The sequence below is a fragment of the Pseudescherichia sp. genome (genome assembly GCF_031998825.1).
In the GTDB taxonomy this organism is placed as follows: domain Bacteria; phylum Pseudomonadota; class Gammaproteobacteria; order Enterobacterales; family Enterobacteriaceae; genus Pseudescherichia.
The window spans coordinates 21,100-45,879 of sequence record NZ_DAMACX010000037.1; the positions used below are offsets into that span (position 1 = coordinate 21,100).

At 57.2% G+C, this 24,780-nt stretch carries 22 protein-coding genes; 9 read left to right on the plus strand and 13 right to left on the minus strand.

The window, feature by feature from the left end:
• Positions 1–55: 55 nt before the first annotated feature.
• The 4 genes from RTP97_RS15935 to RTP97_RS15950 form a co-directional block, all read right to left on the minus strand.
• The gene (locus tag RTP97_RS15935) at positions 56–1,333 is read right to left on the minus strand and encodes an MFS transporter (protein WP_312415381.1); all 1,278 of its coding nucleotides are present in this window, start codon (positions 1,331–1,333) and stop codon (positions 56–58) included.
• A 43-nt stretch (positions 1,334–1,376) separates the two neighbouring features.
• Complete coding sequence (locus RTP97_RS15940) at positions 1,377–3,500, minus strand: alpha-galactosidase (protein ID WP_312415384.1); 2,124 nt, start codon at positions 3,498–3,500, stop codon at positions 1,377–1,379.
• A 104-nt stretch (positions 3,501–3,604) separates the two neighbouring features.
• On the minus strand, positions 3,605–4,600 hold the full coding sequence (locus RTP97_RS15945) for a LacI family DNA-binding transcriptional regulator (protein ID WP_312415386.1): 996 nt from the start codon (positions 4,598–4,600) through the stop codon (positions 3,605–3,607).
• A 20-nt stretch (positions 4,601–4,620) separates the two neighbouring features.
• Positions 4,621–5,169: an XRE family transcriptional regulator gene (locus tag RTP97_RS15950; protein WP_312415388.1), complete on the minus strand. Its 549-nt coding sequence runs from the start codon at positions 5,167–5,169 to the stop codon at positions 4,621–4,623.
• A 115-nt stretch (positions 5,170–5,284) separates the two neighbouring features.
• Between RTP97_RS15950 and RTP97_RS15955 the strand changes: the two genes are divergently transcribed.
• Both RTP97_RS15955 and RTP97_RS15960 read left to right on the plus strand, forming a co-directional pair.
• Positions 5,285–5,944 (plus strand): AzlC family ABC transporter permease, encoded by a 660-nt coding sequence (locus tag RTP97_RS15955; RefSeq protein WP_312415389.1) that lies wholly within the window; start codon positions 5,285–5,287, stop codon positions 5,942–5,944.
• The gene (locus RTP97_RS15960; RefSeq protein WP_268106337.1) at positions 5,944–6,267 is read left to right on the plus strand and encodes an AzlD domain-containing protein; all 324 of its coding nucleotides are present in this window, start codon (positions 5,944–5,946) and stop codon (positions 6,265–6,267) included. The genes RTP97_RS15955 and RTP97_RS15960 overlap by 1 nt, the downstream gene beginning before the upstream one ends.
• A gap of 39 nt (positions 6,268–6,306) precedes the next feature.
• Here the strand turns inward: RTP97_RS15960 and RTP97_RS15965 are convergent, their stop codons facing one another.
• Entirely contained in the window at positions 6,307–6,519 is a 213-nt protein-coding gene (locus tag RTP97_RS15965; protein WP_312415391.1) for a DUF1471 domain-containing protein, read from the minus strand.
• 128 nt (positions 6,520–6,647) lie between these two features.
• The gene (gene fdhD / locus RTP97_RS15970; RefSeq protein WP_312415392.1) at positions 6,648–7,472 is read right to left on the minus strand and encodes a formate dehydrogenase accessory sulfurtransferase FdhD; all 825 of its coding nucleotides are present in this window, start codon (positions 7,470–7,472) and stop codon (positions 6,648–6,650) included.
• A gap of 192 nt (positions 7,473–7,664) precedes the next feature.
• Here fdhD and fdnG point away from each other — a divergent pair, with 192 nt between their 5' ends.
• Genes fdnG through fdhE form a run of 4 tightly spaced genes read left to right on the plus strand, consistent with a single transcriptional unit; the run spans position 7,665 to position 13,191 of the window.
• Entirely contained in the window at positions 7,665–10,715 is a 3,051-nt protein-coding gene (gene fdnG, locus RTP97_RS15975; RefSeq protein ID WP_312415393.1) for a formate dehydrogenase-N subunit alpha, read from the plus strand.
• A 12-nt stretch (positions 10,716–10,727) separates the two neighbouring features.
• Positions 10,728–11,633: a formate dehydrogenase subunit beta gene (gene fdxH / locus RTP97_RS15980; RefSeq protein WP_312214015.1), complete on the plus strand. Its 906-nt coding sequence runs from the start codon at positions 10,728–10,730 to the stop codon at positions 11,631–11,633.
• Positions 11,630–12,265, plus strand: coding sequence for a formate dehydrogenase cytochrome b556 subunit (fdoI, locus tag RTP97_RS15985; protein ID WP_042394479.1), 636 nt, complete (start codon positions 11,630–11,632; stop codon positions 12,263–12,265). Before fdxH ends, fdoI begins: the two co-directional genes overlap by 4 nt.
• Entirely contained in the window at positions 12,262–13,191 is a 930-nt protein-coding gene (fdhE, locus tag RTP97_RS15990; RefSeq protein ID WP_238082198.1) for a formate dehydrogenase accessory protein FdhE, read from the plus strand. Before fdoI ends, fdhE begins: the two co-directional genes overlap by 4 nt.
• Before the next feature lie 63 nt (positions 13,192–13,254).
• On the opposite strand, the gene fabY is transcribed toward fdhE, so the two are convergent.
• The 5 genes from fabY to typA all read right to left on the minus strand — a co-directional run bounded on the left by fabY (position 13,255) and on the right by typA (position 18,115).
• Complete coding sequence (fabY, locus tag RTP97_RS15995; RefSeq protein WP_312214020.1) at positions 13,255–14,196, minus strand: fatty acid biosynthesis protein FabY; 942 nt, start codon at positions 14,194–14,196, stop codon at positions 13,255–13,257.
• A 44-nt stretch (positions 14,197–14,240) separates the two neighbouring features.
• Positions 14,241–14,678 (minus strand): D-aminoacyl-tRNA deacylase, encoded by a 438-nt coding sequence (gene dtd / locus RTP97_RS16000; protein WP_312415397.1) that lies wholly within the window; start codon positions 14,676–14,678, stop codon positions 14,241–14,243.
• Entirely contained in the window at positions 14,675–15,547 is an 873-nt protein-coding gene (locus RTP97_RS16005) for a virulence factor BrkB family protein (RefSeq protein WP_312415398.1), read from the minus strand. Before RTP97_RS16005 ends, dtd begins: the two co-directional genes overlap by 4 nt.
• Positions 15,541–16,140, minus strand: a complete 600-nt coding sequence (yihX, locus tag RTP97_RS16010) for a glucose-1-phosphatase (protein WP_312415400.1) — start codon at positions 16,138–16,140, stop codon at positions 15,541–15,543. The genes RTP97_RS16005 and yihX overlap by 7 nt, the downstream gene beginning before the upstream one ends.
• Before the next feature lie 151 nt (positions 16,141–16,291).
• Complete coding sequence (gene typA, locus RTP97_RS16015) at positions 16,292–18,115, minus strand: ribosome-dependent GTPase TypA (RefSeq protein ID WP_312214028.1); 1,824 nt, start codon at positions 18,113–18,115, stop codon at positions 16,292–16,294.
• Positions 18,116–18,487: 372 nt separating this feature from the next.
• Between typA and glnA the strand changes: the two genes are divergently transcribed.
• The 3 genes from glnA (at position 18,488) to glnG (ending at position 22,564) form a co-directional block, all read left to right on the plus strand.
• Positions 18,488–19,897, plus strand: coding sequence for a glutamate--ammonia ligase (glnA, locus tag RTP97_RS16020; protein ID WP_103821712.1), 1,410 nt, complete (start codon positions 18,488–18,490; stop codon positions 19,895–19,897).
• 196 nt (positions 19,898–20,093) lie between these two features.
• Complete coding sequence (gene glnL / locus RTP97_RS16025) at positions 20,094–21,143, plus strand: nitrogen regulation protein NR(II) (RefSeq protein ID WP_312415401.1); 1,050 nt, start codon at positions 20,094–20,096, stop codon at positions 21,141–21,143.
• Between the two features lie 11 nt (positions 21,144–21,154).
• Positions 21,155–22,564 (plus strand): nitrogen regulation protein NR(I), encoded by a 1,410-nt coding sequence (glnG, locus tag RTP97_RS16030; protein WP_312214508.1) that lies wholly within the window; start codon positions 21,155–21,157, stop codon positions 22,562–22,564.
• A 53-nt stretch (positions 22,565–22,617) separates the two neighbouring features.
• Here the strand turns inward: glnG and hemN are convergent, their stop codons facing one another.
• Positions 22,618–23,991 (minus strand): oxygen-independent coproporphyrinogen III oxidase, encoded by a 1,374-nt coding sequence (gene hemN / locus RTP97_RS16035; RefSeq protein WP_312415404.1) that lies wholly within the window; start codon positions 23,989–23,991, stop codon positions 22,618–22,620.
• 200 nt (positions 23,992–24,191) lie between these two features.
• Positions 24,192–24,707, minus strand: coding sequence for a Der GTPase-activating protein YihI (gene yihI / locus RTP97_RS16040; RefSeq protein ID WP_312415407.1), 516 nt, complete (start codon positions 24,705–24,707; stop codon positions 24,192–24,194).
• Positions 24,708–24,780: the final 73 nt, after the last annotated feature.

The window sequence follows — 24,780 nt, forward strand, 5'->3', positions numbered from 1 at the left end:
GCGATGTATGAAACCCACCTCTGGTGGGTTTCGTCGTTTTTGGGTAACAGCCCGATTAGCGTCGAGCTGAAAGAGGTGCTCTGCCTGGGGTAATACCGGCCGTCTGCTGCCTGCCGCTGAGCGTAAACGCTGACACCAACGTAATCGCCAGTACAAAGCAGCCCAGCATCAGATAAGTATCCTGGAAGCCGATCCGGTCATACATATTCCCGGCAAAAGCAGAGAGGAATATCGCCGCCGACTGCTTAGCAAACTGGAAGCCAATCAGGTAGATGGTGGCTGACAACCGGGTATCAAATACACCGGTAATGTACTTGAAGGCTCCCACCAGCAGGAACGGCACCTCCAGCGCATGCAGCATCTTCAGAGCCACAACCTCTACCACCGTGGTGGCGAACGACGAGCCAATAATGCGCGTCGCCATAATCAGCCCGGCAATCAGCAGCGTATTTTTCGCGCCGATGCGGTTAATGATCCACGGCGAGCAGAACATGATGATGGCGTTGCAGATCTCCCCGGCCGTGGTGGCAAAACCAAAGGCGCGGGTGCCCTCCTGCGGCGTGGCGAAGAAGGATTTGAAGAAGGTGGCAAACTGCTGGTCGAACACGTCATAGACGCAGGCAACACCAACCACATAGAGAATAAACAGCCACATTTTGCGCTGGCGGAACAGGTTAAATACCGTCTTCGCCGTGATTTGCGGCTGGTTGGCACCGAGCGCGTTCATCACCTCTGCCGTCTGGTTGGGTTTCGGTTTGGCGATAATCAGCAGCAGCATCAGCAGCAGGGCCGCCGCCGAGCCCATCCAGAACACATATGACGGGTCGATACCGAACAGGATCCCACCCGTAGAGGCGCATAACCCCCAGCCCAGGCAGCCAAACATGCGCGCCTTGCCGTATTCGAAGTCGCTGTTGCGGCTTACGCGCTCAACATAGGCTTCGATGGCCCCCGATCCCGCCGAGAAAACAAAGCCGATGTACAGGCCGCCGCTTAATGCCCCCAGCCAGATATTAGTTCTCAACAGGGGAGCGAAAACATAGAGGAAAAACGGCGCAAACAGAAACAGCAGCACCGAGATGATCCACAGCATGTGTTTTTTCAGCCCCAGCTTGTCCGAAATCACCCCCAGCACGGGCTGAAAGGCGATGGCGGAAAGCGAGATGCAGGAGAAGACGATCCCCGTATGGGTTTTATTCAGGCCGATGATATCCGACAGCCAGATCGGCAGGAACGGAAAGCAGGTGGCCATAATGAAGAAGTAGAAAAAGAAAAAGAGTCCGAAGATCCAGAAGTTAGGGTTATCTTTGTGGGTACAGGCAGTTGTGCTCATTATTATTATCCTCAGCTGTGGGCCGGCTCCCCGGCCCTCGCGATTACACCCGTTCTACACCAACCAGGATGGCGCTTTCCGGATCCAGAATTGGCAGTGCAATTCCCGCCTGCATCAACCACTCACCGCTTACCGTCTGCGGGGCTTCCATCCACGCGGGTAACTTGCGCATGGTGTGTCCGCCCTCGCCGGTTAAGCGAATGTTGGGATGATCGAGCAGCGTGATACGGTATCGCGCGCCCGCCTCCAGCCCCGGCATGCGCAGCGGCATCATCAGGGTATAATCCGGCATCGCCAGCTGGCTGACGATAAACAGGCCCTGGCCTCGATCCTGGCTCACCACGCCCTGCGCCAGCGTAGTGGCATCCGGCATATCCACACGCCACTGGGTACCCGTGTGGATCACCTCGCGCCACCGTTTGTGCAGCGCGGCATAGTGCCGGTAGCCTTCACGCTCCTGTTCGTCGACGCTGAGCGGATCCAGCTCCAGCCCCATATGACCAAAGAGCGCCGTCAGCCCGCGAAACGCAATGCTGTGCTGGCGGAACGTGGCGTGGCATTTATGATGACCGATATGCGCGCCCATCACCTCTGGCGGGAAGAAGTAGCTCATCCCGCGCTGAATAGTATTGCGCTCCAGCGCGTCGTTGTTGTCAGATGCCCAGAAGCGGTGGCAGCGGGTCAGCACTTCATAGTCGATACGTCCCCCGCCCGAGGAGCAGGATTCAAACTCGACCTGCGGGAAGCGTTCGCCCAGCATATCTAACAGACGATAGAACTGGCGGGTTTGGGCATCGGCGGCGGCCTTGCCGTTGTGCCCCGGCTGCACCAGCTCCCGGTTCATGTCCCACTTCACATAGTCCACCGGATGCTCACCCAGCAGCCAGCTCATACGTTCAAGCAGATACTCAAACGCTTCTGGAATATTCAGGTTAAGCACATACTGATGGCGGCCAGTGGGCTGCGCATAGCCCGGCATCGCCAGCACCCAGTCAGGGTGGGCCCGATAGAGATCGGAGTTCGGGTTGATCATCTCCGGCTCTACCCAGATACCAAACTCCATGCCGAGATTTTTAACGTGGTTAATCACCGGCATCAGACCGTTGGGGTATTTCTTCTCGTCGAGATACCAGTCGCCCAGCGCAGCGTGATCGTCGTTGCGCCCTTTAAACCAGCCGTCGTCAATAATAAAGCGCTCTACGCCCAGGGCTGCCGCTTCGTCCGCCATTCGCATGATGTATTGCGGATCGTGGTCGAAGTAGATCCCTTCCCAGGTATTGAGATGTACCGGGCGCGGCTTGTTTTCCGGGAAACGGATAATATTATCCCGCAGGTAGCGGTGGAACTGCTGGCTCATGCCGTTCAGACCGTTTGCGGAGTAGCTGGCGTAGAGGCGTGGCGTCCAGTGGGTTTCCCCCTCGGCGATAGCCATCTCTCCCGGCAGATAGAGCGCTTCAGCCTGCAGATAGCGGCGACCGTCGGTTTTGGCCTCGGCCCGCAGGCGATGGTTGCCGCTCCAGCCCAAATGCACGCCCCACACGTCACCGTGCATTTCGCTGAACGCCGGGGTACCGCTAATCAGCGCCGGGAAGTGTTCATGGGAGGTGCGCCCGCGACGGTTTTCAATCACGAAGCTGTCATGTGCGAGCTTAACGCGGTGCGGCTGAAATTCACGGATCCAGCGCCCGTGAAAGGCCATCACCTCCCCGGCGCGTTCGGCAATCGGCAGCGTGACGGCAAGACGATCAACCTGCCACGCCTGTGCACGAAGATTGGTTAAACCATGGCGTACCACCAGAACGCCGCTGTCGTCGAGCGCAATCTCACTGGTCAGACGCAGACCGGCATGCTCATCTTCCGCAGTCACGGTGAGGGATTGCCCCTGCTGCGTAACGCCAACGGTTTTGAAGAGCGGGGAGCTATCCATACCGCCGCGATGACCTTCAATGCCCGGCGAACCAAACAGCCCCTGGCCCAGCTCGGCCGTCAGCGTCACCGGGGAGTCAACGTCCAGCCTGCCGTTGGCTACCGGCCGGGATAAACTCTCTGCATCCTGCGGCGAAAAGTGACAAAGGTGTGGCCCCCAGTAGAGAATTTCGGCAAACGGATGAGTTTTTAACACCACGTCTACCGTCTTGCTTTCCAGTCGTAAAATCGAATCGTGCATCAGACATCTCCTGTCGTCGGGATGTCTTGAGTGTTGATCCGAAACGTTTCGGATACAAACCAAAACGTTTCGGATTTGTGATCGGGTTTAGAATTTCGACAGATTTACGCCGTTTGGCCGGGAGAGAACTCAGGCTGCCATAGCACTTGAAGCTGAGCGATATCCTCACCGTTAATTAACCGCAGCACCATATCAGCGATCTGTTTGCCGACGCCCTGACGAGTGGCCTGGATCACCGCCGCCACGTCGATATCCACGATGCTGTCCTGCGGCAGACCGTCATAAACCACCAGCGAAACGGCGTTATCACCGCTTAACCGACCAAGCTGGGAAAGGGCCATCGCCACGCCGTCGCCGTGGGTGTTGCAGTCGGTCAGGATGGCCGTTGGAGGCGATGCCAGCGCAAGCAGATCCTGCGTCGTGGTATAGCCCGCGCGCCGTGAAGGCGGCATAGTGCGCAGCCATTCGCTGGACAGCCCCGCCTCGGCTAAAGCATCAAGGTAGCCCTGGCGGCGTTGGGTGATAAAAGCCTGCGAATTACTTTCGCCCAGTAGGGCAATACGCTGATGGCCTTTGTCAATCAGCCAACGCGTGGCGTGATACATTCCGGCGTAGTTGTCGAAGTCAAACCATGCATAGGGCTGCGGCAGCTGACTGCGGCCCAGCGCAAGGAAAGGGAAACCGATAGCCTGAAGCTGCTCAAGACGCGGATCGTGATCGAGCGTGTGGGCGACGATTAGCGCATCCACGCGGCGGCTCTGTACCATACGCATATAGCTGTGCTTATCGGCCAGATCGTCGTCGGCAATGAGCAGTAAATCAATCTCATGTCGCGCAAGTTCGTGGCTAATTTCGCCAACCATCTCCATAAATACGCTGTTATTGAGCGGCACAGGATGCACCGGAAAAACCAGCCCAACGGCGTCGATTTTGCCCATCTTCAGACGGCGGGCAAAGGTATTCGGACGGTAGCCACGGCGCTGTGCTTCCGCCTCAACCCGGGCGCGCGTCTCTTTGGAGACATCATCATATCCGTTGAGCGCACGGCTAACGGTGGTAACGGACAGCCCCAGTTCTTTGGCAATGGCTTTAAGCGACATGTTTTTCCGTGTCTTGCTGTTTAATTTTGTTCCGCAATCAGAAGCGCATGCGTATCCGACTCAAGCGCTTTAAAGATATGCGGCCGATCGGCGGGATAGCAGATGTAATCCCCTTCCCCCAGCTCCTCCGGCGCGTCGGTCAGCCCCACGATTGCCCGACCCTGGGTCACAATGATGTGCTCTACCGATCCCGGCGGATGAGGTTGGGAGATACGGTCTGCACCCGGCTGGGTCAGCAGTAGATAGATATCACGCCGCGCCCCCGGTGGACAGGCGGCCAGTAAAATGGCCTCATAGTTAGCCTGTCCGGCAATCACCTTCGTTCCCTCTCCCCGACGGATCACCTGCGTAGCGGGCTGCTGCGGCTCCAACAGACGGGCGAAAGGAATGTCCAGCGCTACGCACAGCGACCAGAGCGTCTCCAGGCTGGGGTTGCCGTTGCCTGACTCCAGCTGGGAGAGCGTTGATTTGGCGATCCCGGCCCGGCGGGCTATTTCCGCCAGTGAAAGTCCGGTTCGCAGGCGCTCTCGCACTAAACTTTTAGCGATCACGCTAATTGGCTGCGTCATATAACGGCCCTTTCTCTATAAATCGAACGAATCGTTCATCTTGTAAAACGATTTTGATGCGTTCATTATAATGGATATTCGTTCGATATGGCTAAACCAATACGGCTAAAATAGTATGAAACATCATCTCTCCTGCCTGAAAGGCGACACGATAAAGGCGATCGTTCTGGTCTGCCTGGCCGTGGGTATCGTCGGCATGTCCTACGGCTCGCTGGCAATGGCCTACGGCTTCCCACTCTGGGTTCCTTTTGTGCTCTCTATCACCGTGCTGGCGGGCGCGTCTGAGTTTATGTTTATCGGCATCGTTGCCAGCGGCGGTAATCCGCTGGCCGCCGCCGCCGCTGGACTGCTGGTGAACGCTCGCCATGTACCGTTTGGCGTGACGGTGCGTGACCTGGTCGGCAAGCGCGGCGCCAGCCTGCTCGGCTGCCACATCATGAATGACGAAAGCGTGGTGTTTGGCCTGTCGCAGAAGACGCCTGAACAGCGTAAGGCGGCCTACTGGCTGTGCGGGCTGGGGGTAGCGATTATCTGGCCGCTCGGCGCGCTGCTGGGTGCCATGGTGGGGAAACTGCTGCCCGACCCGGAGACCATCGGTCTGGATGCGGTCTTCCCGGCTATTTTGCTCGCATTGGTGGTGCCTGCTTTTAAAAATCGCACCACGCTTGTTCGCGCCTGTAGCGGCGCAGCGTTATCCCTTGCCGCCGTCCCCTTTGCACCGGTCGGTTTACCGGTCCTGCTCTCTCTGCTCGGCCTGGCCGCAAGGAAAAAATAGTGGAAAACATGACGGTATTTATTCTCGGCATCGTTCTGTTATCGGCAGGGACCTATTTGATGCGCCTCGGTGGAGCCAAACTCGGTAGCCGCCTGGCCCTCTCTGAGCGTTCACAGGCGCTGCTTTCTGATGCCGCCACCGTGCTGCTGTTCTCCGTGGCGCTGGCAACGACCTTTTATGAAGGGGATCATTTTGCCGGTATGGCGCGGGTGATCGGCGTCGCTTTTGCCGTATTTTTGGCCTGGCGAAAAATGCCGTTAATTGTGGTGATCGTGGCGGCGGCGGTAGTGACTGCGCTGCTACGGCTGGCGGGAATAGCATAAAAAAAAGCGCCCGTAGGCGCTCTTTCAACGATGAAGATGTTATTTAGTCAGCTCAGCAGTCATGTGTACATAGTTACCTGAGTAAGCCTGGGTAATTTTGTAGGATGATGCGCCAGCCTGCTCGGCCTGAGCGGCGATTTTCGCTTCCGCACCGGAGAGCGTGGTGTCAGTTACAGACACGGACTGGGCAGCAAAAGAACCGAAGGAAGCGGAAAGAGCGATAACTGCAACAAAAGTTTTGATGTTTTTCATGATGGTTACCCTTTAATTAAGTTGTTTTTATAAGGCGTGTCGCCTTGATGTGATAAATAATAGACCGGTTAATCACCAACTAAAAGTAAAGGGATTTGCTGACTACGTTCAAAATTTTTGAATAAATATTATGCACTCACTAAACGCTGAGGGTGGGTATAGATCGTGGCCCTGCCCGGCTTGCAAAAGCCCACCAGCGTCAGGTTACAGCGCTCGGCAACCTCCACCGCCAGCGTCGTTGCCGCCGAGACCGCAAACAGAATTTCCACGCCGCACATGGCGGACTTCTGCACCATCTCATAGCTCGCCCGGCTGGAGACCAGCGCCGCGCCCTGCTGCCAGCCAGCCCCTTCCCGGGCGCGATGGCCCAGCAGCTTATCCAGCGCCACGTGTCTGCCAACATCCTCATGCCCGCCAATCAGCTCGCCTTCGGGCGCGATCCACGCGGCGGCGTGGGTACAGCCGGTGAGCTGGCCAACCGGCTGGACGCGGCTCAGTTGGCGAAGCGCCGCATCCAGATTCGCCAGATCGAACGTCTGGGTAAAAGGCAGCGGCGTCACCGGTTTGCCGATATCGTTAAGCTGCTCGACGCCGCATACGCCGCAGCCGGTACGGCCCGCCAGCGCCCGGCGGCGCTCTTTTAGCCCCATAAAGCGGCGGCTGGAGAGTTCAATCTGTACCTCCAGGCCATTACAGGAGGGCACAACCTCCATCCCGTAGATCTCCGCAGGCGTGTCAATAATGCCCTCGGAGAGAGAGAATCCAATGGCGAACCACTCAAGATCCTTCGGCGAGGCCATCATCACCACGTGTGAAATCCCGTTGTAGACCAGCGCGACAGGCACCTCTTCGGCCAGGCTGTCCGGCTGAGGATGCTGTAAATCATCACGTTTCCAGAGCGTGACCTGACGGCACCCTGTGATCTCGGTCGACTTTTTGGTGGTAGAGGGCATTTTATTGTTCACTTTTTGTTAACTGAATGGGAACAGGCCTGGTGACATTGTGGTATTCTGGCGGCAATTCCTCCTGCGCGAGGAGGACCATTCTATTCTGAACCTTTACGGCGATGACCGCAAAGCGTAAAGACTCGAGATCACCATTCGAGACAATGTCGAAAATAAATAAAAAAAGTAAGGAGCGACCCCATGCAGGTCAGCAGAAGACAGTTCTTTAAGATCTGTGCTGGCGGTATGGCAGGTACAACGGCAGCCGCACTGGGCTTTGCACCCAGCGTTGCGCTGGCGGAAACACGGCAGTATAAGCTGCTGCGCACCCGCGAAACACGTAACACCTGTACGTACTGCTCCGTTGGCTGCGGGCTATTGATGTATAGCCTTGGCGACGGTGCAAAAAATGCCAAATCATCCATCTTCCATATTGAAGGGGATCCGGATCATCCGGTGAACCGCGGTGCATTGTGTCCAAAAGGGGCCGGACTGGTGGACTTTATCCACTCTGAAAGCCGCCTGAAATATCCGGAATACCGCGCGCCAGGTTCTGATAAGTGGCAGCGTATCAGTTGGGATGAAGCGTTCGATCGCATCGCCAAACTGATGAAAGAGGACCGCGACGCAAACTATATCGCGCAGAACGAGCAGGGCGTGACCGTAAACCGCTGGCTCTCTACCGGTATGCTGTGCGCCTCTGCGGCCAGCAATGAAACCGGCTATTTATCCCAGAAATTTACCCGCGCACTCGGCATGTTAGCCGTCGACAACCAGGCGCGTGTCTGACACGGACCAACGGTAGCAAGTCTTGCTCCAACATTTGGTCGCGGTGCGATGACCAACCACTGGGTCGACATGAAGAACGCCAACCTCATCGTGGTGATGGGTGGGAACGCGGCAGAAGCGCATCCGGTGGGTTTCCGCTGGGCGATGGAAGCCAAGATCCACAATGGCGCGAAGCTGATTGTCGTCGATCCACGCTTTACGCGAACCGCCTCGGTCGCGGATTTCTATGCGCCTATTCGTTCCGGTACTGACATCGCCTTCCTGTCAGGCGTCATGCTGTACCTGCTGAACAACGAAAAATATAACCGCGAATATACCGAAGCCTATACCAACGCCAGCCTGATCGTGCGGGAAGATTTCGGCTTTGATGACGGTCTGTTTACCGGCTATGACCCGGATAAGCGCAAGTATGATAAAGCCAGCTGGAACTATGAGCTGGATGAAAACGGCTATGCGAAACGCGACATGACGTTGACGCATCCTCGTTGCGTATGGAACCTGCTGAAAAAGCATCTGGCTCGCTATACGCCTGAGGTTGTAGAGAACATCTGCGGTACGCCAAAAGCTGACTTCCTGAAGGTCTGCGAGTACATCGCCGAAACCAGCGCCCATGACAAGACCGCGTCGTTCCTCTACGCGCTCGGCTGGACGCAGCACTCGGTGGGTGCGCAGAACATTCGTACCATGGCGATGATCCAGCTGCTGCTCGGCAATATGGGGATGGCAGGCGGCGGCGTTAACGCCCTGCGCGGCCACTCCAACATTCAGGGTCTGACCGACCTTGGTCTGCTGACCCAAAGTCTGCCGGGCTACATGACGCTGCCGAACGATAAGCAGAGCGATCTGGCGACCTACCTCGCGGGCAACACCACCAAGCCGCTGCTGGAAGGCCAGGTTAACTACTGGAGCAACTACCCGAAATTCTACGTCTCGCTGATGAAAGCCTTCTATGGCGATAAGGCAACGGCGGAGAACAGCTGGGGCTTTGACTGGCTGCCGAAGTGGGATAAAGGCTACGACGTCCTGCAGTATTTCGACATGATGGCGAAAAACGAGGTGACGGGCTACATCTGCCAGGGCTTCAACCCGGTGGCATCGTTCCCGAATAAAAACAAGGTTGTCTCGTCGCTGTCGAAGCTGAAGTTCCTGGTCACTATCGATCCGCTCAATACCGAGACCTCGACCTTCTGGCAGAACCACGGCGAGCAGAACGACGTCGACTCATCGAAAATCCAGACCGAGGTGTTCCGTCTGCCATCCACCTGCTTCGCGGAAGAGGACGGCTCCATCGTCAACTCCGGCCGCTGGTTGCAGTGGCACTGGAAAGGTCAGGACGCCCCGGGCGAAGCGCTGAACGACGGTGAGATTCTGGCAGGTATCTTCCTGCGCCTGCGTAAGATGTATGCGGCCGAGGGCGGTGCGAATCCGGAACAGGTTCTGAACATGTCCTGGAACTACACCACGCCGGAGAACCCTTCTCCGCAGGAAGTGGCGATGGAGAGCAACGGCAAAGCGCTGGAAGATATCATTGACCCGGTGAGCGGCAAGGTGCTGGCGAAGAAAGGCGATCAGCTCTCCTCCTTTGCCCATCTGCGCGACGACGGTACCACCTCCAGCGGCTGCTGGATCTTTGCCGGTAGCTGGACGCCGGACGGTAACCAGATGGCGCGCCGTGACAACGCCGATCCGTCAGGGCTGGGAAATACCCTCGGCTGGGCATGGTCGTGGCCGTTGAACCGCCGCATTCTCTATAACCGTGCCTCGGCGGACCCGCAGGGTAAACCGTGGGATCCAAAACGCCAGCTGCTCTCTTATGCCAATGGTAAATGGGTAGGCGCGGATATTCCGGACTACAACACCGCGCCTCCGGGCAGCAACGTTGGGCCGTTTATCATGCTGCAGGAGGGCGTCGGACGTCTGTTCGCCATCGATAAGATGGCGGAAGGGCCGTTCCCGGAGCACTACGAGCCGTTTGAGACGCCGCTGGGTACCAACCCGCTGCATCCGAAGGTGATCTCTAACCCGGCAGCCCGCGTGTTCAAAGATGATATGGACGCGATGGGTAAAGCGGATAAGTTCCCGTACGTAGGGACTACTTACCGCCTGACCGAGCACTTCCACTACTGGACCAAGCACGCGCTGTTGAACTCGATTGCGCAGCCGGAGCAGTTTGTAGAGATCGGCGAGAAGCTGGCAGGCAAGCTGGGCATTGTCCAGGGCGATACGGTGAAGGTCTCCTCCAACCGCGGCTATATCAAGGCCAAAGCGGTGGTGACCAAGCGTATCCGCACCCTGAACGTGCACGGCCAGGAAGTCGACACCATCGGGATACCTATCCACTGGGGTTATGAAGGCGTGGCGAAGAAGGGCTTTATTGCCAATACGCTGACGCCGGTTGTTGGTGATGCGAACACGCAGACGCCGGAGTTCAAGGCGTTCCTCGTGAACGTGGAAAAGGTGTAACGGAGACGACCTATGGCTTATCAATCGCAAGACATTATTCGTCGTTCCGCGACTAACAGCTTTACCCCCGCGCCTCAGGCGCGGGATCACCAGCTCGAGGTAGCGAAGCTTATCGACGTGACCACCTGTATCGGCTGTAAAGCCTGTCAGGTGGCCTGTTCCGAGTGGAACGACATCCGTGATGAGGTCGGTCATAACGTCGGGGTCTATGATAACCCGGCGGATCTGACGGCTAAATCCTGGACGGTGATGCGCTTCTCGGAAGTCGAGCAGAACGACAAACTGGAGTGGCTGATCCGTAAGGATGGCTGCATGCACTGTGCCGACCCCGGCTGTCTGAAAGCCTGCCCGTCTGAAGGGGCGATCATTCAGTACGCTAACGGCATCGTTGATTTCCAGTCTGAGCAGTGCATCGGCTGCGGCTACTGCATCGCTGGCTGTCCGTTCGACGTCCCGCGCCTGAACCCGGAAGATAACCGCGTCTACAAATGCACCCTGTGCGTGGATCGCGTGACCGTCGGCCAGGAGCCAGCCTGCGTGAAGACCTGTCCAACTGGCGCTATCCACTTTGGTTCCAAAGAGGATATGAAAACGCTGGCGGGTGAGCGCGTAGAGGAGCTGAAAACCCGTGGTTACGATAACGCGGGCCTGTACGATCCGGCAGGCGTTGGCGGTACGCACGTGATGTACGTGCTGCACCACGCCGACAAGCCGAATCTCTACCACGGCCTGCCGGAGAACCCGGAGATCAGCGCCACCGTGAAGTTCTGGAAAGGTATCTGGAAACCGCTCGCCGCCGTCGGCTTTGCGGCGACTTTTGCCGCCAGCGTCTTCCACTACGTGGGCGTCGGTCCAAACCGCGCTGACGATGATGAAGACAACCTTCACGACAAAAAAGATGATGAGGTGCGCAAATGAGAAAACGTGACACCATCGTGCGCTACACCGCGCCGGAACGCATCAACCACTGGGTCACCGCCTTCTGTTTCGTGCTGGCGTCGGTGAGCGGGCTGGGGTTTTTCTTCCCCTCGTTTAACTGGTTGATGAATATTCTCGGTACGCCGCAGCTGGCGCGGATCCTCCACCCCTTCGTTGGGGTGGTGATGTTTGCCTCGTTTATCATCATGTTTTTCCGCTACTGGCACCACAACCTGATCAACCGGGACGATATCTTCTGGGCTAAAAACATCCAGAAAATCATCGTCAACGAAGAGGTCGGTGACACCGGGCGCTATAACTTTGGCCAGAAGTGCGTCTTCTGGGCAGCGATTATTTTGCTGGTGCTGCTGCTGGTCAGCGGAATTATCATGTGGCGTCCGTGGCTCGCGCCTTACTTCTCCATCCCAACAATCCGTCTGGCGATCATGCTGCATTCATTTGCCGCAGTCGGACTAATTGTGGTTATTATGGTGCATATCTACGCCGCCCTCTGGGTAAAAGGCACGATTACCGCCATGGTAGAAGGATGGGTAACGAAAACCTGGGCGGAGCGACATCACCCGCGCTGGTATCGTGAAGTCCGAAGCAAATCGGAAAAAGAGGCTGAATGAGTATTCGCATAATCCCGCAAGATGCGTTGGAGAAAGGCGAGAAACGTGCGGCGGAAGCCATTCCGCCGTTACTGTTTCCCAGGCTGAAAAATCTCTACAACCGTCGGGCAGAACGCCTGCGCACGCTGGCCGAGAGCAATCCGCTGGGTGACTATCTGCGCTTCGCCGCGCTGGTGGCGCATGCCCAGGAGGTGGTGCTGTACGATCATCCCTTAACCCTGGACTTGACCGCACGCATCAAAGAGGCTGCCGAACAGGGCAAGCCGCCGCTGGATATTCACGTCCTGCCACGCGACACCCACTGGCATAAGCTGCTGCACTCTCTGATTGCCGAGCTGAAGCCGGAGATGAGCGGCCAGGCGCTGGCGGTGATTGAGAATCTGGAGAAGGCCTCGACTCAGGAGCTGGAGGAGATGGCGAGCGCCCTGTTCGCCAGCAACTTCGCAGCGGTGAGCAGCGATAAATCGCCGTTCATCTGGGCAGCGCTGTCGCTCTACTGGGCGCAGATGGCTAGCCTAATCCCGGGCAAAGCCCGTGCAGAGTATGGCGAGCAGCGTCAGTTCTGCCCGGTCTGCGGCTCAATGCCGGTCTCCAGCATCGTGCAGATTGGGACCTCTCAGGGGCTGCGCTATCTGCACTGTAACCTGTGTGAAACCGAGTGGCACGTGGTGCGCGTGAAGTGCAGCAACTGCGAGCAAACCCGCGATCTGCACTACTGGTCGCTGGATAACGAGCAGGCTTCGGTTAAAGCGGAGAGCTGCGGTGACTGCGGCACTTACCTGAAGATTTTGTATCAGGAAAAAGACCCGAACGTGGAGCCGGTGGCCGACGACCTGGCATCGCTGGTGCTGGACGCCCGTATGGAGCAGGAGGGCTTCGCCCGCAGCTCCATCAACCCGTTCCTGTTCCCGGGTGAAGGGGAGTAATCCTCTGTAACACTGCCGGGCGGCGCTACGCTTGCCCGGCCTACATCTGAATGCCCCCTTCCGCTACTCCTCCTCGTTGCCGCCCTCTTCGTAAGAACCGAAGGGTTTCGCTGGCAGCACGATAAAGATGCCTTCAAAGATGGCTCCGGCGACGTCGTTGCCGAACAGCTCGACCTGCAGCTGCACACGGGCTTTACGGCCGCGGGCGAGGCGGTCGAGATCGCCGCTGAGGGAACCCAGGTCGGCAATTGCGCTGGGGCGGCCGGTGATAGGATGGCTGTAGCGGATATGGGCGTCGGCGAGAATAATGGTGCCGCCGAGGTGGCGCTCGCGCAGCATCAGCCAGATCAGCCCCCAGCCGGTCAGCGTGGCGAGAGAGAAAAGGCTCCCGGCAAACAGCGTATGGTGCGGATTCTGGTTTCCCGTCTCCGGCATGGTGGTAATAAACTTCTGCCCGGTGTACTGCTGAATACGCACGCCCATCTTTTCACTGAGCGGAATATGCTGGTACCAGGCCTGCTGTAGCTGTCCGCACCAGTCGCCGCGATGCAGAATATCGTCCAGCGTGGCGATGGGTTTCATCATCAGAAAGTGGCGCAGCGGTGTGGTTTGCGGGGCGGTGATCTCGCCTTCGTTGATAAATCCGAGCTTGGCGAAAAACTCTACGGCGTCCTCGCGGGCGCTACAGGTGACCCGTTTAACCCCCTCCTGGCGTGCCACCGACTCCAGGGTCATCGCCATCAGCGTGCCCAGCCCCTTATCCTGCACCTCGGGATGCACGGCCATAAAGCGAATTGAGCCTTCGTTGTCGGCGTTGATATAGAGCCGTCCGACGGCAACCAGCTGGCCCTCTTCATCCAGCACCATCTGATGATGCGCCATGGCATCCCAGGCGTCGCGCTCAGAGCCACGCGGCTGGCGCAGGGGCTTACGTAGCATTTCCCAACGAAACGCGTAGTAGCGCTCTAACTCTGCTTCGGTTTGCGGTACGCGAAGATGATACATAGCAGCACTCTCTCTTGTGACCTGGGGCCAGGCTAGCTGCTGACTCATACTTGCAGCCAGAAGGTAACCGGACCGTCGTTGACCAGTGAAACCTGCATGTCGGCAGCGAACTGCCCGGTTTGCGTAACCATTTCCTGCTGGCGGCAACGTTCGACAAAATAGTCATACAGCGCTTCGGCGCGATCCGGCGCAGCGCCCCGGGAGAAACCCGGACGCATGCCGCGCTCGGTATCCGCCGCCAGCGTAAACTGCGACACCACCAGCACGCTACCGCCGGCCTGCTGAACGTTCAGGTTCATCTTGCCGTCGGCGTCGCTAAAGATACGGTAGCCTAATACACGCTCGCAAAGACGGTTCGCTTTTTGCTCATCGTCCTCTTTTTCGACACCTAACAGCACCAAAAGTCCTGGGCCAATTTCACCCGTCACGTTACCTTCCACGGTCACGCTGGCACGGGAAACACGTTGAATTAATGCAATCATGGTTGGTCTATTGTCTCTTGCTCTGCGGCTAATTTGAGTTTGCGGTACTCCCCGAGAGTGACAGTTATTTCAGCGCCAAGCAAGACGATACACCAGGTCCAGTAGACCCAGACAAAGAGAATGGGCACCACCGCCAGCACGCCGTAGATGAGCTGATAGGAGGGAAACATGGTGATATAGAGCGCGAACGCCTTTTTCCCCAGCTCAAAGAGCAGCGCCGCCACCAGCGCGCCGATAACGGCATCGCGATTAGGCACCCGGGTGGTGGGTACGATGCTATAGAGCAGCCAGAACGAGAGCCACGAAAGGATCAGCGGAAAGATACGCAGGATGTGATCGATCACGCTGTCCAGCTCGGTCGCCCAGCGCAGCGAGAGCAGATAGGAGCTAATCGCCAGGCTCGCCCCCGCCAGCAGCGGCCCGAGGGTGAGGATCATCCAGTAGACAGCAAACGAGTAGACCTTTGGCCGCGCCCGCTTGCTACGCCAGATGGTATTCAGGGCGCTATCAATGGCATACATCAGCAGCAGCGCGGTGACGATCAGGCCGCACGCCCCTACCGCCGTCATTTTGCTGGAGTTGGCCACAAACTGCTCGATGTAGCGCTGAATAATATCGCCGGTCGATGGCAGGAAATTGGCAAAAACAAAGTGTCGCAGCTGCAGGCTGACATCGTTAAACATGGGAAACGCAGCGAATAGCGCAAAGATCACCGCTACCAGCGGCACCAGTGAGAGCAGCGAGACGTAGGCGAGATTCCCCGCCAGCGTCGTCATATTGTCTTCGTCAATTCGCTCCCAGAGCAGCTTGAGCCACGCCCGCAGCGGGCGCGTATGGTGACTGGCTTTATGATGAACGGTTTTTAGCATAGCTGTTTTGCAAAGTAGTTCGGTATCGTCTCTTTTCCGGTCACCAGAATTGATGTAATACCCAACTGGTTAGCTCCCTCTATATTATCGGCGTTATCGTCAAAAAAGACCGCATCCTCGGCGGAAAAACCCTCTTCCCGTAACAGCGCCTGGTAGATGCGCGCCTCTGGCTTGCGCATCCCCATCTCCTGAGAGAGGTAAATTTTATCTGCCGCGGCGCGAACTTCAGGGTACTGTTCCGGCCAGAAAGTCGTATGCAATCGGTTGGTGTTGGAGAGCACTACCACACGGTGTCCCTGCGCGCGCAGCTTGTGCATAATGTCGATCACCTCTGGACGCAGGCCAACAAACACCGCCTGCCAACCGTGGGAGAACTGCTCGTAGCTCAACGGCAGCGACATCTCCTCGCACAGCGCCTCGGCAAAATCCTCATCCGACAGTTCACCCCGCTCATGGCGGTGAAACGCATCACCCATGGTAAAACTTTGCTTCAGCGTTGCCAGCGGAACCCGGCTGAGATCGCTCCATGCACCCAGCACGCGATCGAAATCGATATCAACAATCACGTTACCTAAATCAAAGATATAGAGCATTTTTCTCTCCTTGTTGGCCGTGGAGAATTAACTGTAGCGGGAAATCCAGATGGTGAATAGCTGCTCTGCCACAGATTCAGGCAGGGGGGTGGAGAGCGACATAAAAAAAGCCGCTGATATTCAGCGGCTTTTAGCATCATGCGAAAACAGATTACGCGTCGCGAGGACCACGCATCGCACGCTTACGATCGTTCTCGGTCAGGTGACGTTTACGGATACGGACAGAGGTCGGGGTGACTTCTACCAGCTCGTCGTCATCGATGAACTCCAGCGCCTGCTCCAGGGACATCTTGATCGGCGGAACCAGAACCGTTGCTTCATCGGTACCCGATGCACGCATGTTGGTCAGTTTCTTACCGGTCAGGCAGTTCACGGTCAGGTCGTTAGAGCGGCTGTGAATACCGATGATCTGGCCTTCGTACACTTCAGCACCGTGACCCAGGAAGAGCTTACCGCGATCCTGCAGGCTGAACAGTGCGAACGCGACTGCTTTGCCCTGGCCGTTGGAGATCAGCACGCCGTTGTTACGCTGGCCGATTTCGCCCGGACGCACGTCGTCGTAGTGGCTGAAGGTGGAGTACAGCAGACCGGTACCGGAGGTCATGGTCATGAACTCGGTACGGAAGCCGATCAGGCCACGGGCCGGGATCAGGTAGTCGAGACGAATACGGCCTTTGCCGTCAGGGATCATGTCTTTGACATCGCCCTTACGCTCGCCCATCGCCTGCATAACCGAGCCCTGATGCTGCTCTTCGATATCCAGGGTCACGTTCTCGAACGGCTCCTGCATACGGCCATCGATCATACGGTTGATAACTTTCGGACGGGAAACCGCCAGCTCAAAGCCTTCACGACGCATGTTTTCGATCAGAACCGACAGGTGCAGCTCACCACGACCGGATACACGGAATGCATCAGAATCGTCAGTCTCTTCCACGCGCAGCGCCACGTTGTGCACCAGCTCTTTGTTCAGACGGTCAAGGATCTGACGCGAGGTCACAAACTTACCTTCTTTACCGCAGAACGGCGAGGTGTTGACGTTGAAGAACATGGTCACGGTCGGCTCATCAACGGAGAGGGCCGGCAGCGCTTCGACGTTTTGCGGATCGCAAAGGGTGTCGGAGATGTTCAGTTCGCCCAGACCAGTGATCGCGATGATATCGCCCGCTTCAGCTTCGGTGGATTCAATACGCTCCAGGCCGAGGTGGGTCAGTACTTTACCCACTTTACCGTTACGCGTTTTACCTTCGCTGTCGATCAGGGTGATCTGCTGGTTCGGCTTCACTTTGCCGCGCTTGATGCGGCCGATGCCGATAACACCAACGTAGTTGTTGTAGTCCAGCTGGGAGATCTGCATCTGGAACGGACCGTCAAGGTCAACGTTCGGCGCCGGGACGTGGTCAACGATCGCCTGGTACAGCGGGGTCATATCTTCCGCCATGTCAGTGTGGTCGTTACCCGCGATACCCTGCAGGGCCGATGCGTAAATGATTGGGAAGTCCAGCTGCTCGTCGGTAGCGTCGAGGTTAACGAACAGATCGAAGACCTGATCCACAACCCAGTCAGGACGCGCGCCCGGACGGTCAACCTTGTTGATAACGACAATTGGCTTCAGGCCATGCGCAAACGCTTTTTTAGTTACAAAGCGGGTCTGCGGCATCGGGCCGTCCATAGCATCGACCACCAGCAGTACGGAGTCTACCATGGACATGACACGTTCAACTTCACCACCGAAGTCGGCGTGACCCGGGGTATCAACGATGTTGATACGGTAGTCATTCCATTTGATAGCGGTGTTTTTCGCGAGAATGGTAATCCCACGCTCTTTCTCCAAATCGTTGGAGTCCATCACGCGTTCAGTAGTCTCAGCGCGCTCGCTGAAGGTACCGGATTGCTGCAGCAGCTTGTCAACCAGGGTCGTTTTACCATGGTCAACGTGCGCAATGATGGCGATGTTACGCAAATTTTCGATCACAACTTTGCCTCAGGCATTAGAAATAGCGCGTTATTGTACACGTATTAATCGCAGTACAGAACAGGATCACAAAGAACCTTTACAAACAATACAGAAAGTAAGGCTTTGTGATCGGTTTCACGGAGCGGTAGAGAGCCGCCCTAATGTAAATTGCACCAATATAGTGCACTACAATCGCGCAGATGCACTATATTGATGCAAGATATCCATTATGGTGCAGCCCTTTTGCACTATGACGTGCATGATAGCGCCTTTTGGGGGTGTTTTAAAAGTTGGCACAGATTTCGCTTTATCTTATGCAAGGCGATTGTGCCACTTATAAAGTGTAGAACCTCGTTACCACGACGACCAAAAATTCCGGGAGAGTTAAGTATGTCCGCTGAACACGTTTTGACGATGCTGAACGAACATGAAGTGAAGTTTATCGATCTGCGCTTCACTGATACCAAAGGTAAAGAGCAGCATGTCACTATCCCAGCTCATCAGGTTAACGCTGACTTCTTTGAAGAAGGCAAAATGTTTGATGGTTCTTCGATTGGTGGCTGGAAAGGCATCAACGAATCCGACATGGTACTGATGCCGGACGCCTCTACCGCTGTTATTGACCCGTTTTTCGAAGAGTCTACCCTGATTATCCGTTGCGATATCCTTGAGCCAGGCACCCTGCAGGGCTACGATCGCGACCCGCGCTCCATCGCTAAACGCGCTGAAGAGTACCTGCGCTCTACCGGCATCGCAGACACCGTTCTGTTCGGGCCAGAGCCAGAGTTCTTCCTGTTCGACGACGTTCGCTTTGGTGCCAACATCTCCGGTTCCCACGTGGCTATCGACGATATCGAAGGCGCATGGAACACCTCCACCAAATACGAAGGTGGTAACAAAGGTCACCGTCCGGCAGTGAAAGGCGGTTACTTCCCGGTTCCGCCGGTTGACTCCTCTCAGGACATCCGCTCTACCATGTGTCTGGTGATGGAAGAGATGGGCCTGGTGGTTGAAGCGCACCACCACGAAGTGGCAACCGCAGGTCAGAACGAAGTGGCTACCCGCTTCAACACCATGACCAAAAAAGCGGACGAAATTCAGATCTACAAATATGTCGTGCACAACGTCGCGCACCGCTTCGGCAAAACCGCAACCTTTATGCCAAAACCGATGTTCGGCGATAACGGCTCCGGTATGCACTGCCACATGTCTCTCTCCAAGAACGGCACCAACCTGTTCTCTGGCGACAAATATGCTGGCCTGTCTGAAGAAGCCCTGTACTACATTGGCGGCGTAATCAAGCACGCTAAAGCAATCAACGCCCTGGCGAACCCGACCACCAACTCCTACAAGCGTCTGGTCCCGGGTTACGAAGCACCGGTTATGCTGGCCTACTCTGCCCGTAACCGCTCTGCCTCTATCCGTATTCCGGTAGTGACCTCGCCGAAAGCGCGTCGTATCGAAGTGCGCTTCCCGGACCCGGCTGCTAACCCGTACCTGTGCTTCGCAGCCCTGCTGATGGCTGGCCTGGACGGTATCAAGAACAAGATCCACCCGGGCGAAGCCATGGACAAAAACCTGTACGACCTGCCGCCGGAAGAGGCGAAAGAAGTTCCGCAGGTTGCTGGCTCCCTGGAAGAGGCCCTGCAGGCGCTTGATGCAGACCGTGAGTTCCTGACCGCAGGCGGCGTGTTCACTAACGACGCGATCGATGCCTATATCGCCCTGCGTATTGAAGAGAATGACCGCGTTCGCATGACGCCGCACCCGGTTGAGTTCGAACTGTACTACAGCGTTTAATTTAGTAATACCCAGCCAATTTTCGCTCCGGCCCTGCTGGCGCGAAAAAGACGCTGAGGATTTTTAGTTGCCGTGGAAACTTTAGCCCATCCTTGATGGGCTTTTTTCTCCGCCAACAACCTGATATTACGCGCTTTTTAAGCATAAAAAGCTATAATGCACTAAAACAGTGCACCTCATTTCAGGAGACTGCTTAATGGCAACTGGCACGCTGCCCGATGCTGGGCAGATCCTTAACTCTTTAATCAACAGCATCCTGCTGGTTGATGACGAGCTGGCGATTCACTATGCGAACCCCGCCGCTCAACAGCTGCTGGCACAAAGCTCACGCAAGCTGTTTGGTACACCTCTGTCGGAGCTGCTGAGCTACTTCTCCCTCAATATCGCCCTGATGCAGGAGAGCCTGGAAGCCGGACAGGGATTTACGGATAACGAAGTCACCCTGGTGATCGATGCCCGCTCGCACATTCTCTCCGTGACGGCACAGAGGCTGCCGGAGGGGCTGATCCTGTTGGAGATGGCGCCGATGGATAACCAGCGCCGCCTGAGCCAGGAGCAGCTCCAGCAGGCCCAGCAGGTCGCCGCACGCGATCTGGTGCGGGGCCTCGCCCATGAGATTAAAAACCCGCTGGGCGGTCTACGCGGCGCGGCGCAGCTGCTGAGCAAAGCGCTGCCCGATCCGGCGCTAACCGAGTACACCAAAGTCATTATCGAGCAGGCGGACCGGCTGCGTAACCTGGTTGATCGCCTGCTGGGACCGCAGCATCCGGGCATGCACGTGACCGAGAGCATTCACAAAGTCGCCGAGCGCGTAGTGAAGCTGGTCTCGATGGAGCTACCGGAGAACGTCACCCTGGTGCGTGACTATGATCCCAGCCTGCCGGAGCTACCGCACGATCCTGACCAGGTTGAGCAGGTGCTGCTGAATATCGTGCGTAACGCCCTGCAGGCGCTGGGACCAGAGGGCGGCACCATTACGCTACGCACCCGTACGGCCTTCCAGCTGACGCTACACGGCACGCGCTACCGACTGGCGGCGCGTATTGACGTTGAGGATAACGGGCCGGGCATCCCGTCGCACCTGCAGGATACGCTCTTTTATCCAATGGTGAGCGGACGCGAAGGCGGAACCGGACTTGGGCTGTCGATCGCCCGCAGCCTGATCGATCAACACTCCGGCAAAATTGAATTTACCAGTTGGCCGGGTCATACCGAGTTTTCGGTTTACCTGCCAATTAAAAAATGAAGGTGACGATGATGCAACGAGGGATAGCATGGATTGTTGATGATGATAGCTCCATCCGCTGGGTGCTTGAACGCGCCCTCACCGGGGCTGGCTTGAGTTGTACAACGTTTGAAAGTGGTAATGAGGTGCTCGACGCGCTGACCACCAAAACCCCGGATGTGCTGCTGTCGGATATCCGCATGCCGGGTATGGACGGGCTGGCGCTGCTGAAGCAGATAAAACAGCGCCACCCCATGCTCCCGGTCATCATTATGACCGCCCACTCCGATCTCGACGCGGCGGTCAGCGCCTACCAGCAGGGAGCATTTGACTACCTGCCTAAACCGTTCGACATCGACGAAGCGGTTGCGCTGGTTGAGCGAGCCATCAGCCACTATCAGGAGCAGCAGCAGCCGCGCAACGTGCAGGTTTTCGGCCCGACCGCGGATATCATCGGCGAAGCGCCCGCCATGCAGGATGTGTTTCGCATCATTGGCCGCCTCTCCCGCTCGTCGATTAGCGTGCTGATCAACGGCGAGTCAGGGACCGGTAAAGAGCTGGTAGCCCATGCCCTGCATCGCCATAGCCCGCGCGTCAAAGCGCCCTTTATCGCGCTCAACATGGCTGCCATCCCGAAAGATCTTATTGAGTCCGAGCTGTTTGGCCATGAGAAGGGAGCGTTTACCGGCGCGAATACCGTCCGGCAGGGGCGTTTTGAACAGGCCGACGGCGGCACGCTGTTCCTGGACGAGATTGGTGATATGCCGCTGGACGTGCAGACGCGCCTGCTGCGCGTGCTGGCGGATGGGCAGTTTTACCGCGTCGGCGGCTATGCCCCGGTGAAGGTGGACGTGCGCATCATTGCCGCCACCCACCAGAACCTTGAGCTGCGGGTGCAGGAGGGGAAATTCCGTGAGGATCTCTTCCACCGCCTGAACGTGATCCGCGTGCATCTCCCGCCGCTGCGCGAGCGCCGGGAAGATATCCCCCGCCTGGCGCGCCACTTTTTGCAGGTAGCCGCCCGCGAACTGGGCGTCGAAGCCAAGCAGCTGCATCCGGAGACCGAGGCGGCGCTGACCCGCGTTGCCTGGCCGGGCAACGTCCGCCAGCTGGAGAACACCTGCCGCTGGCTGACGGTGATGGCCGCGGGACAGGAGGTACTGATCCAGGATCTCCCCAGCGAGCTGTTTGAGACGACGATGCCCGACAGTCCAACCCAGACGCTGCCGGATAACTGGGCTACGCTGCTGGCGCAGTGGGCGGACCGCGCTCTGCGTTCCGGTCATCAAAACCTGCTCTCTGAGGCGCAGCCAGAGATGGAGCGCACCCTGCTGACCACCGCCCTGCGGCATACCCAGGGACATAAGCAGGAAGCGGCAAGGCTGCTCGGCTGGGGACGCAATACCCTGACGCGCAAGCTGAAAGAGTTAGGGATGGAGTAGCGAGCAAAACGCCCGGTGGCGCAATGCTTACCGGGCCTACCGATCCCGATCGGTTAAATCACGCGAGAGAACTGCTGCAGTCGCGCCTTTTGACGCAGATAGGCGTCAAAGCACATGCAGATATTGCGGATCAGTAGCCGGCCTTTCGCCGTCACCTGAATGCCGTGCGCATCTACCGCCACCAGCCCATCCTTCGCCAGCGGCGCGAGCAGATTTAAATCTTCCGCAAAGTAGTCGGCAAAATCGAGATCCCACTCTTTTTCTACTGCGCTAAACGCCAGCCGGAAGTTACAGATCAGCGATTTGATGACGTCCCGGCGGATGCAGTCATCCCTTGTCAGGGCAATGCCCCGCCACAGCGCATTACCGGTCTCATCTACCTGCTGATAGTAGTGCTTTAGCTCTTTTTGGTTCTGCGCGTAGCAGTCGCCAATCATGCTGATGGCCGAGACGCCCATCCCCAGCAGATCGGTATCGCCCTGGGTGGTATAGCCCTGAAAGTTGCGGTGCAGCACCCCTTCGCGCTGGGCCACGGCAAGCTCGTCATCCGGGCGTGCAAAGTGATCCATCCCGATAAACTGATAGCCCTCCTCGGTGAGCGAGGCGATCGTCTGCTGCAGAATATCCAGCTTCTGCTGCGCCGAAGGCAGATCGGCGTCCTTAATCTTCCGCTGCGCGGCAAAGAGCGTCGGCAGGTGCGCGTAGTTGAATACGCTCAGCCGGTCCGGGTTCAGCTCCCCAACGCGTTTCAGGGTGAAGGCGAAGCTCTCCGGCGTCTGCTTCGGCAGGCCGTAGATCAGATCGATATTGGTGGAGGTGAAGCCAATCTCCCGCGCATGGCGTAATAGCGCAAAGATAAACTCCTCATCCTGCTCGCGGTTGACCAGCCGCTGTACCTCTTTGTTGAAGTCCTGCACGCCCATGCTCAGGCGGTTAAAGCCCTCGGCGCGCAGATGGTCGAGTACGTTCAGCTCTATTTCACGCGGATCAACCTCGATAGAGATCTCAGCGTCGGCGTTAAAGTTGAAGTGGTGACGTAGCAGCCCCATCAGGCGGCTAATTTGCGCTTTGTTAAGATAGGTTGGCGTCCCGCCGCCCCAGTGCAGCTGGCTGACCTGACGGCCGGCAAACAGCGGCGCGCGGTGGATAATCTCCTGCTCAAGCGCATCGAGATACTGGTCTGCCTTATGCTGCTGGCGGGTGACGATCTTATTGCAGCCGCAGAAGTAGCACAGCCGGTGACAAAATGGGATATGCACGTAGAGCGACAGCGCACGCTCAGGGTAGCGAGCAACGGCCTGCTGAAAATCCGCTTCGCCAAAGGTCTCGGCGAACTCAAGAGCGGTCGGGTAAGAGGTATAACGCGGCCCGGAATAGTTATATTTCTGGATCAGGGCCAGATCCCAGTCGATTAACTGCGAAGACATGCTCACTCCTTCGGATAGCGTCGCTGGCGACGACGACGGCCAGGCCTGACCCCCTGACGGAGTGCAAGCCGGTTGCGCAGCCACTTCTGTCGCTGCGACAACCGTCGTAGTTTAACGAATAACCACGCCAGATAACACATAACCGGAAGGGTTATAAGCAGGACGGGCAGGCCCATGCTGTAAAGCCGCTTTTCCGGGGATCAGTTGCCACCTTTGAGCAGGCGCATCATATCCTCTTTCTCTTCTTCCTCTTCCTCGTCTTCATCGTCGTCATAGGAGAGGCCGAGCTGCTGCATCAGCGCGTCAATGCGGTCCAGTTTGGCGTCAACCCACGCCTGATCTTCAGCGCTCAGGGTGTCGCCATTCTCCAGACGTTCCAGCAGCGCATCCAGGCGCTCATCAGTTTCCAGCAAATCCAGTTCAGCCTGCGGTGAAAGCATAGGTTTCTCGCTCTTGGGTTTGTGCTGACGGGTGACCGGAGTAGCGGTTACGCCCAACGGTACGGGGGTTTTACTACCGATACGGGGATCTTTCTGCTGCTTCTGACCACGGGAGCCGGATGCGCCATCGCTGCCGGTCGCACGGCTGCCTGCCGCATTACCGCGATGTTTTTTCTCACGCTTGCGATCGCGTGCTTCCTGGTTAATTTCTTCGCGTGTTTTACGGCGCGATTTTGCGGGGCCTTTGCCACGCGGAGCCGATGCGGGTTTATTCATCATAGTTGGTCTTTAAGCCGTTTTATTCAGTATAGAATTGCGGCGGAATCTAGCAGAAAGCAAGCAAAGAAAA

Coding starts and splice junctions, on each gene's coding strand:
- RTP97_RS15950 (WP_312415388.1), bottom strand. CDS start 5,169: ATGACGCAGCCAATTAGCGTGATCGCTAAAAGTTTAGTGCGAGAGCGC.
- RTP97_RS15965 (WP_312415391.1), bottom strand. CDS start 6,519: ATGAAAAACATCAAAACTTTTGTTGCAGTTATCGCTCTTTCCGCTTCC.
- fdhE (WP_238082198.1), top strand. CDS start 12,262: ATGAGTATTCGCATAATCCCGCAAGATGCGTTGGAGAAAGGCGAGAAA.
- RTP97_RS16005 (WP_312415398.1), bottom strand. CDS start 15,547: ATGCTAAAAACCGTTCATCATAAAGCCAGTCACCATACGCGCCCGCTG.
- glnL (WP_312415401.1), top strand. CDS start 20,094: ATGGCAACTGGCACGCTGCCCGATGCTGGGCAGATCCTTAACTCTTTA.
- fdhD (WP_312415392.1), bottom strand. CDS start 7,472: ATGCCCTCTACCACCAAAAAGTCGACCGAGATCACAGGGTGCCGTCAG.
- hemN (WP_312415404.1), bottom strand. CDS start 23,991: ATGTCTTCGCAGTTAATCGACTGGGATCTGGCCCTGATCCAGAAATAT.
- RTP97_RS15940 (WP_312415384.1), bottom strand. CDS start 3,500: ATGCACGATTCGATTTTACGACTGGAAAGCAAGACGGTAGACGTGGTG.
- yihI (WP_312415407.1), bottom strand. CDS start 24,707: ATGAATAAACCCGCATCGGCTCCGCGTGGCAAAGGCCCCGCAAAATCG.
- RTP97_RS15945 (WP_312415386.1), bottom strand. CDS start 4,600: ATGTCGCTTAAAGCCATTGCCAAAGAACTGGGGCTGTCCGTTACCACC.
- dtd (WP_312415397.1), bottom strand. CDS start 14,678: ATGATTGCATTAATTCAACGTGTTTCCCGTGCCAGCGTGACCGTGGAA.
- yihX (WP_312415400.1), bottom strand. CDS start 16,140: ATGCTCTATATCTTTGATTTAGGTAACGTGATTGTTGATATCGATTTC.
- glnA (WP_103821712.1), top strand. CDS start 18,488: ATGTCCGCTGAACACGTTTTGACGATGCTGAACGAACATGAAGTGAAG.
- RTP97_RS15935 (WP_312415381.1), bottom strand. CDS start 1,333: ATGAGCACAACTGCCTGTACCCACAAAGATAACCCTAACTTCTGGATC.
- fdoI (WP_042394479.1), top strand. CDS start 11,630: ATGAGAAAACGTGACACCATCGTGCGCTACACCGCGCCGGAACGCATC.
- fdxH (WP_312214015.1), top strand. CDS start 10,728: ATGGCTTATCAATCGCAAGACATTATTCGTCGTTCCGCGACTAACAGC.
- RTP97_RS15955 (WP_312415389.1), top strand. CDS start 5,285: ATGAAACATCATCTCTCCTGCCTGAAAGGCGACACGATAAAGGCGATC.
- fabY (WP_312214020.1), bottom strand. CDS start 14,196: ATGTATCATCTTCGCGTACCGCAAACCGAAGCAGAGTTAGAGCGCTAC.
- glnG (WP_312214508.1), top strand. CDS start 21,155: ATGCAACGAGGGATAGCATGGATTGTTGATGATGATAGCTCCATCCGC.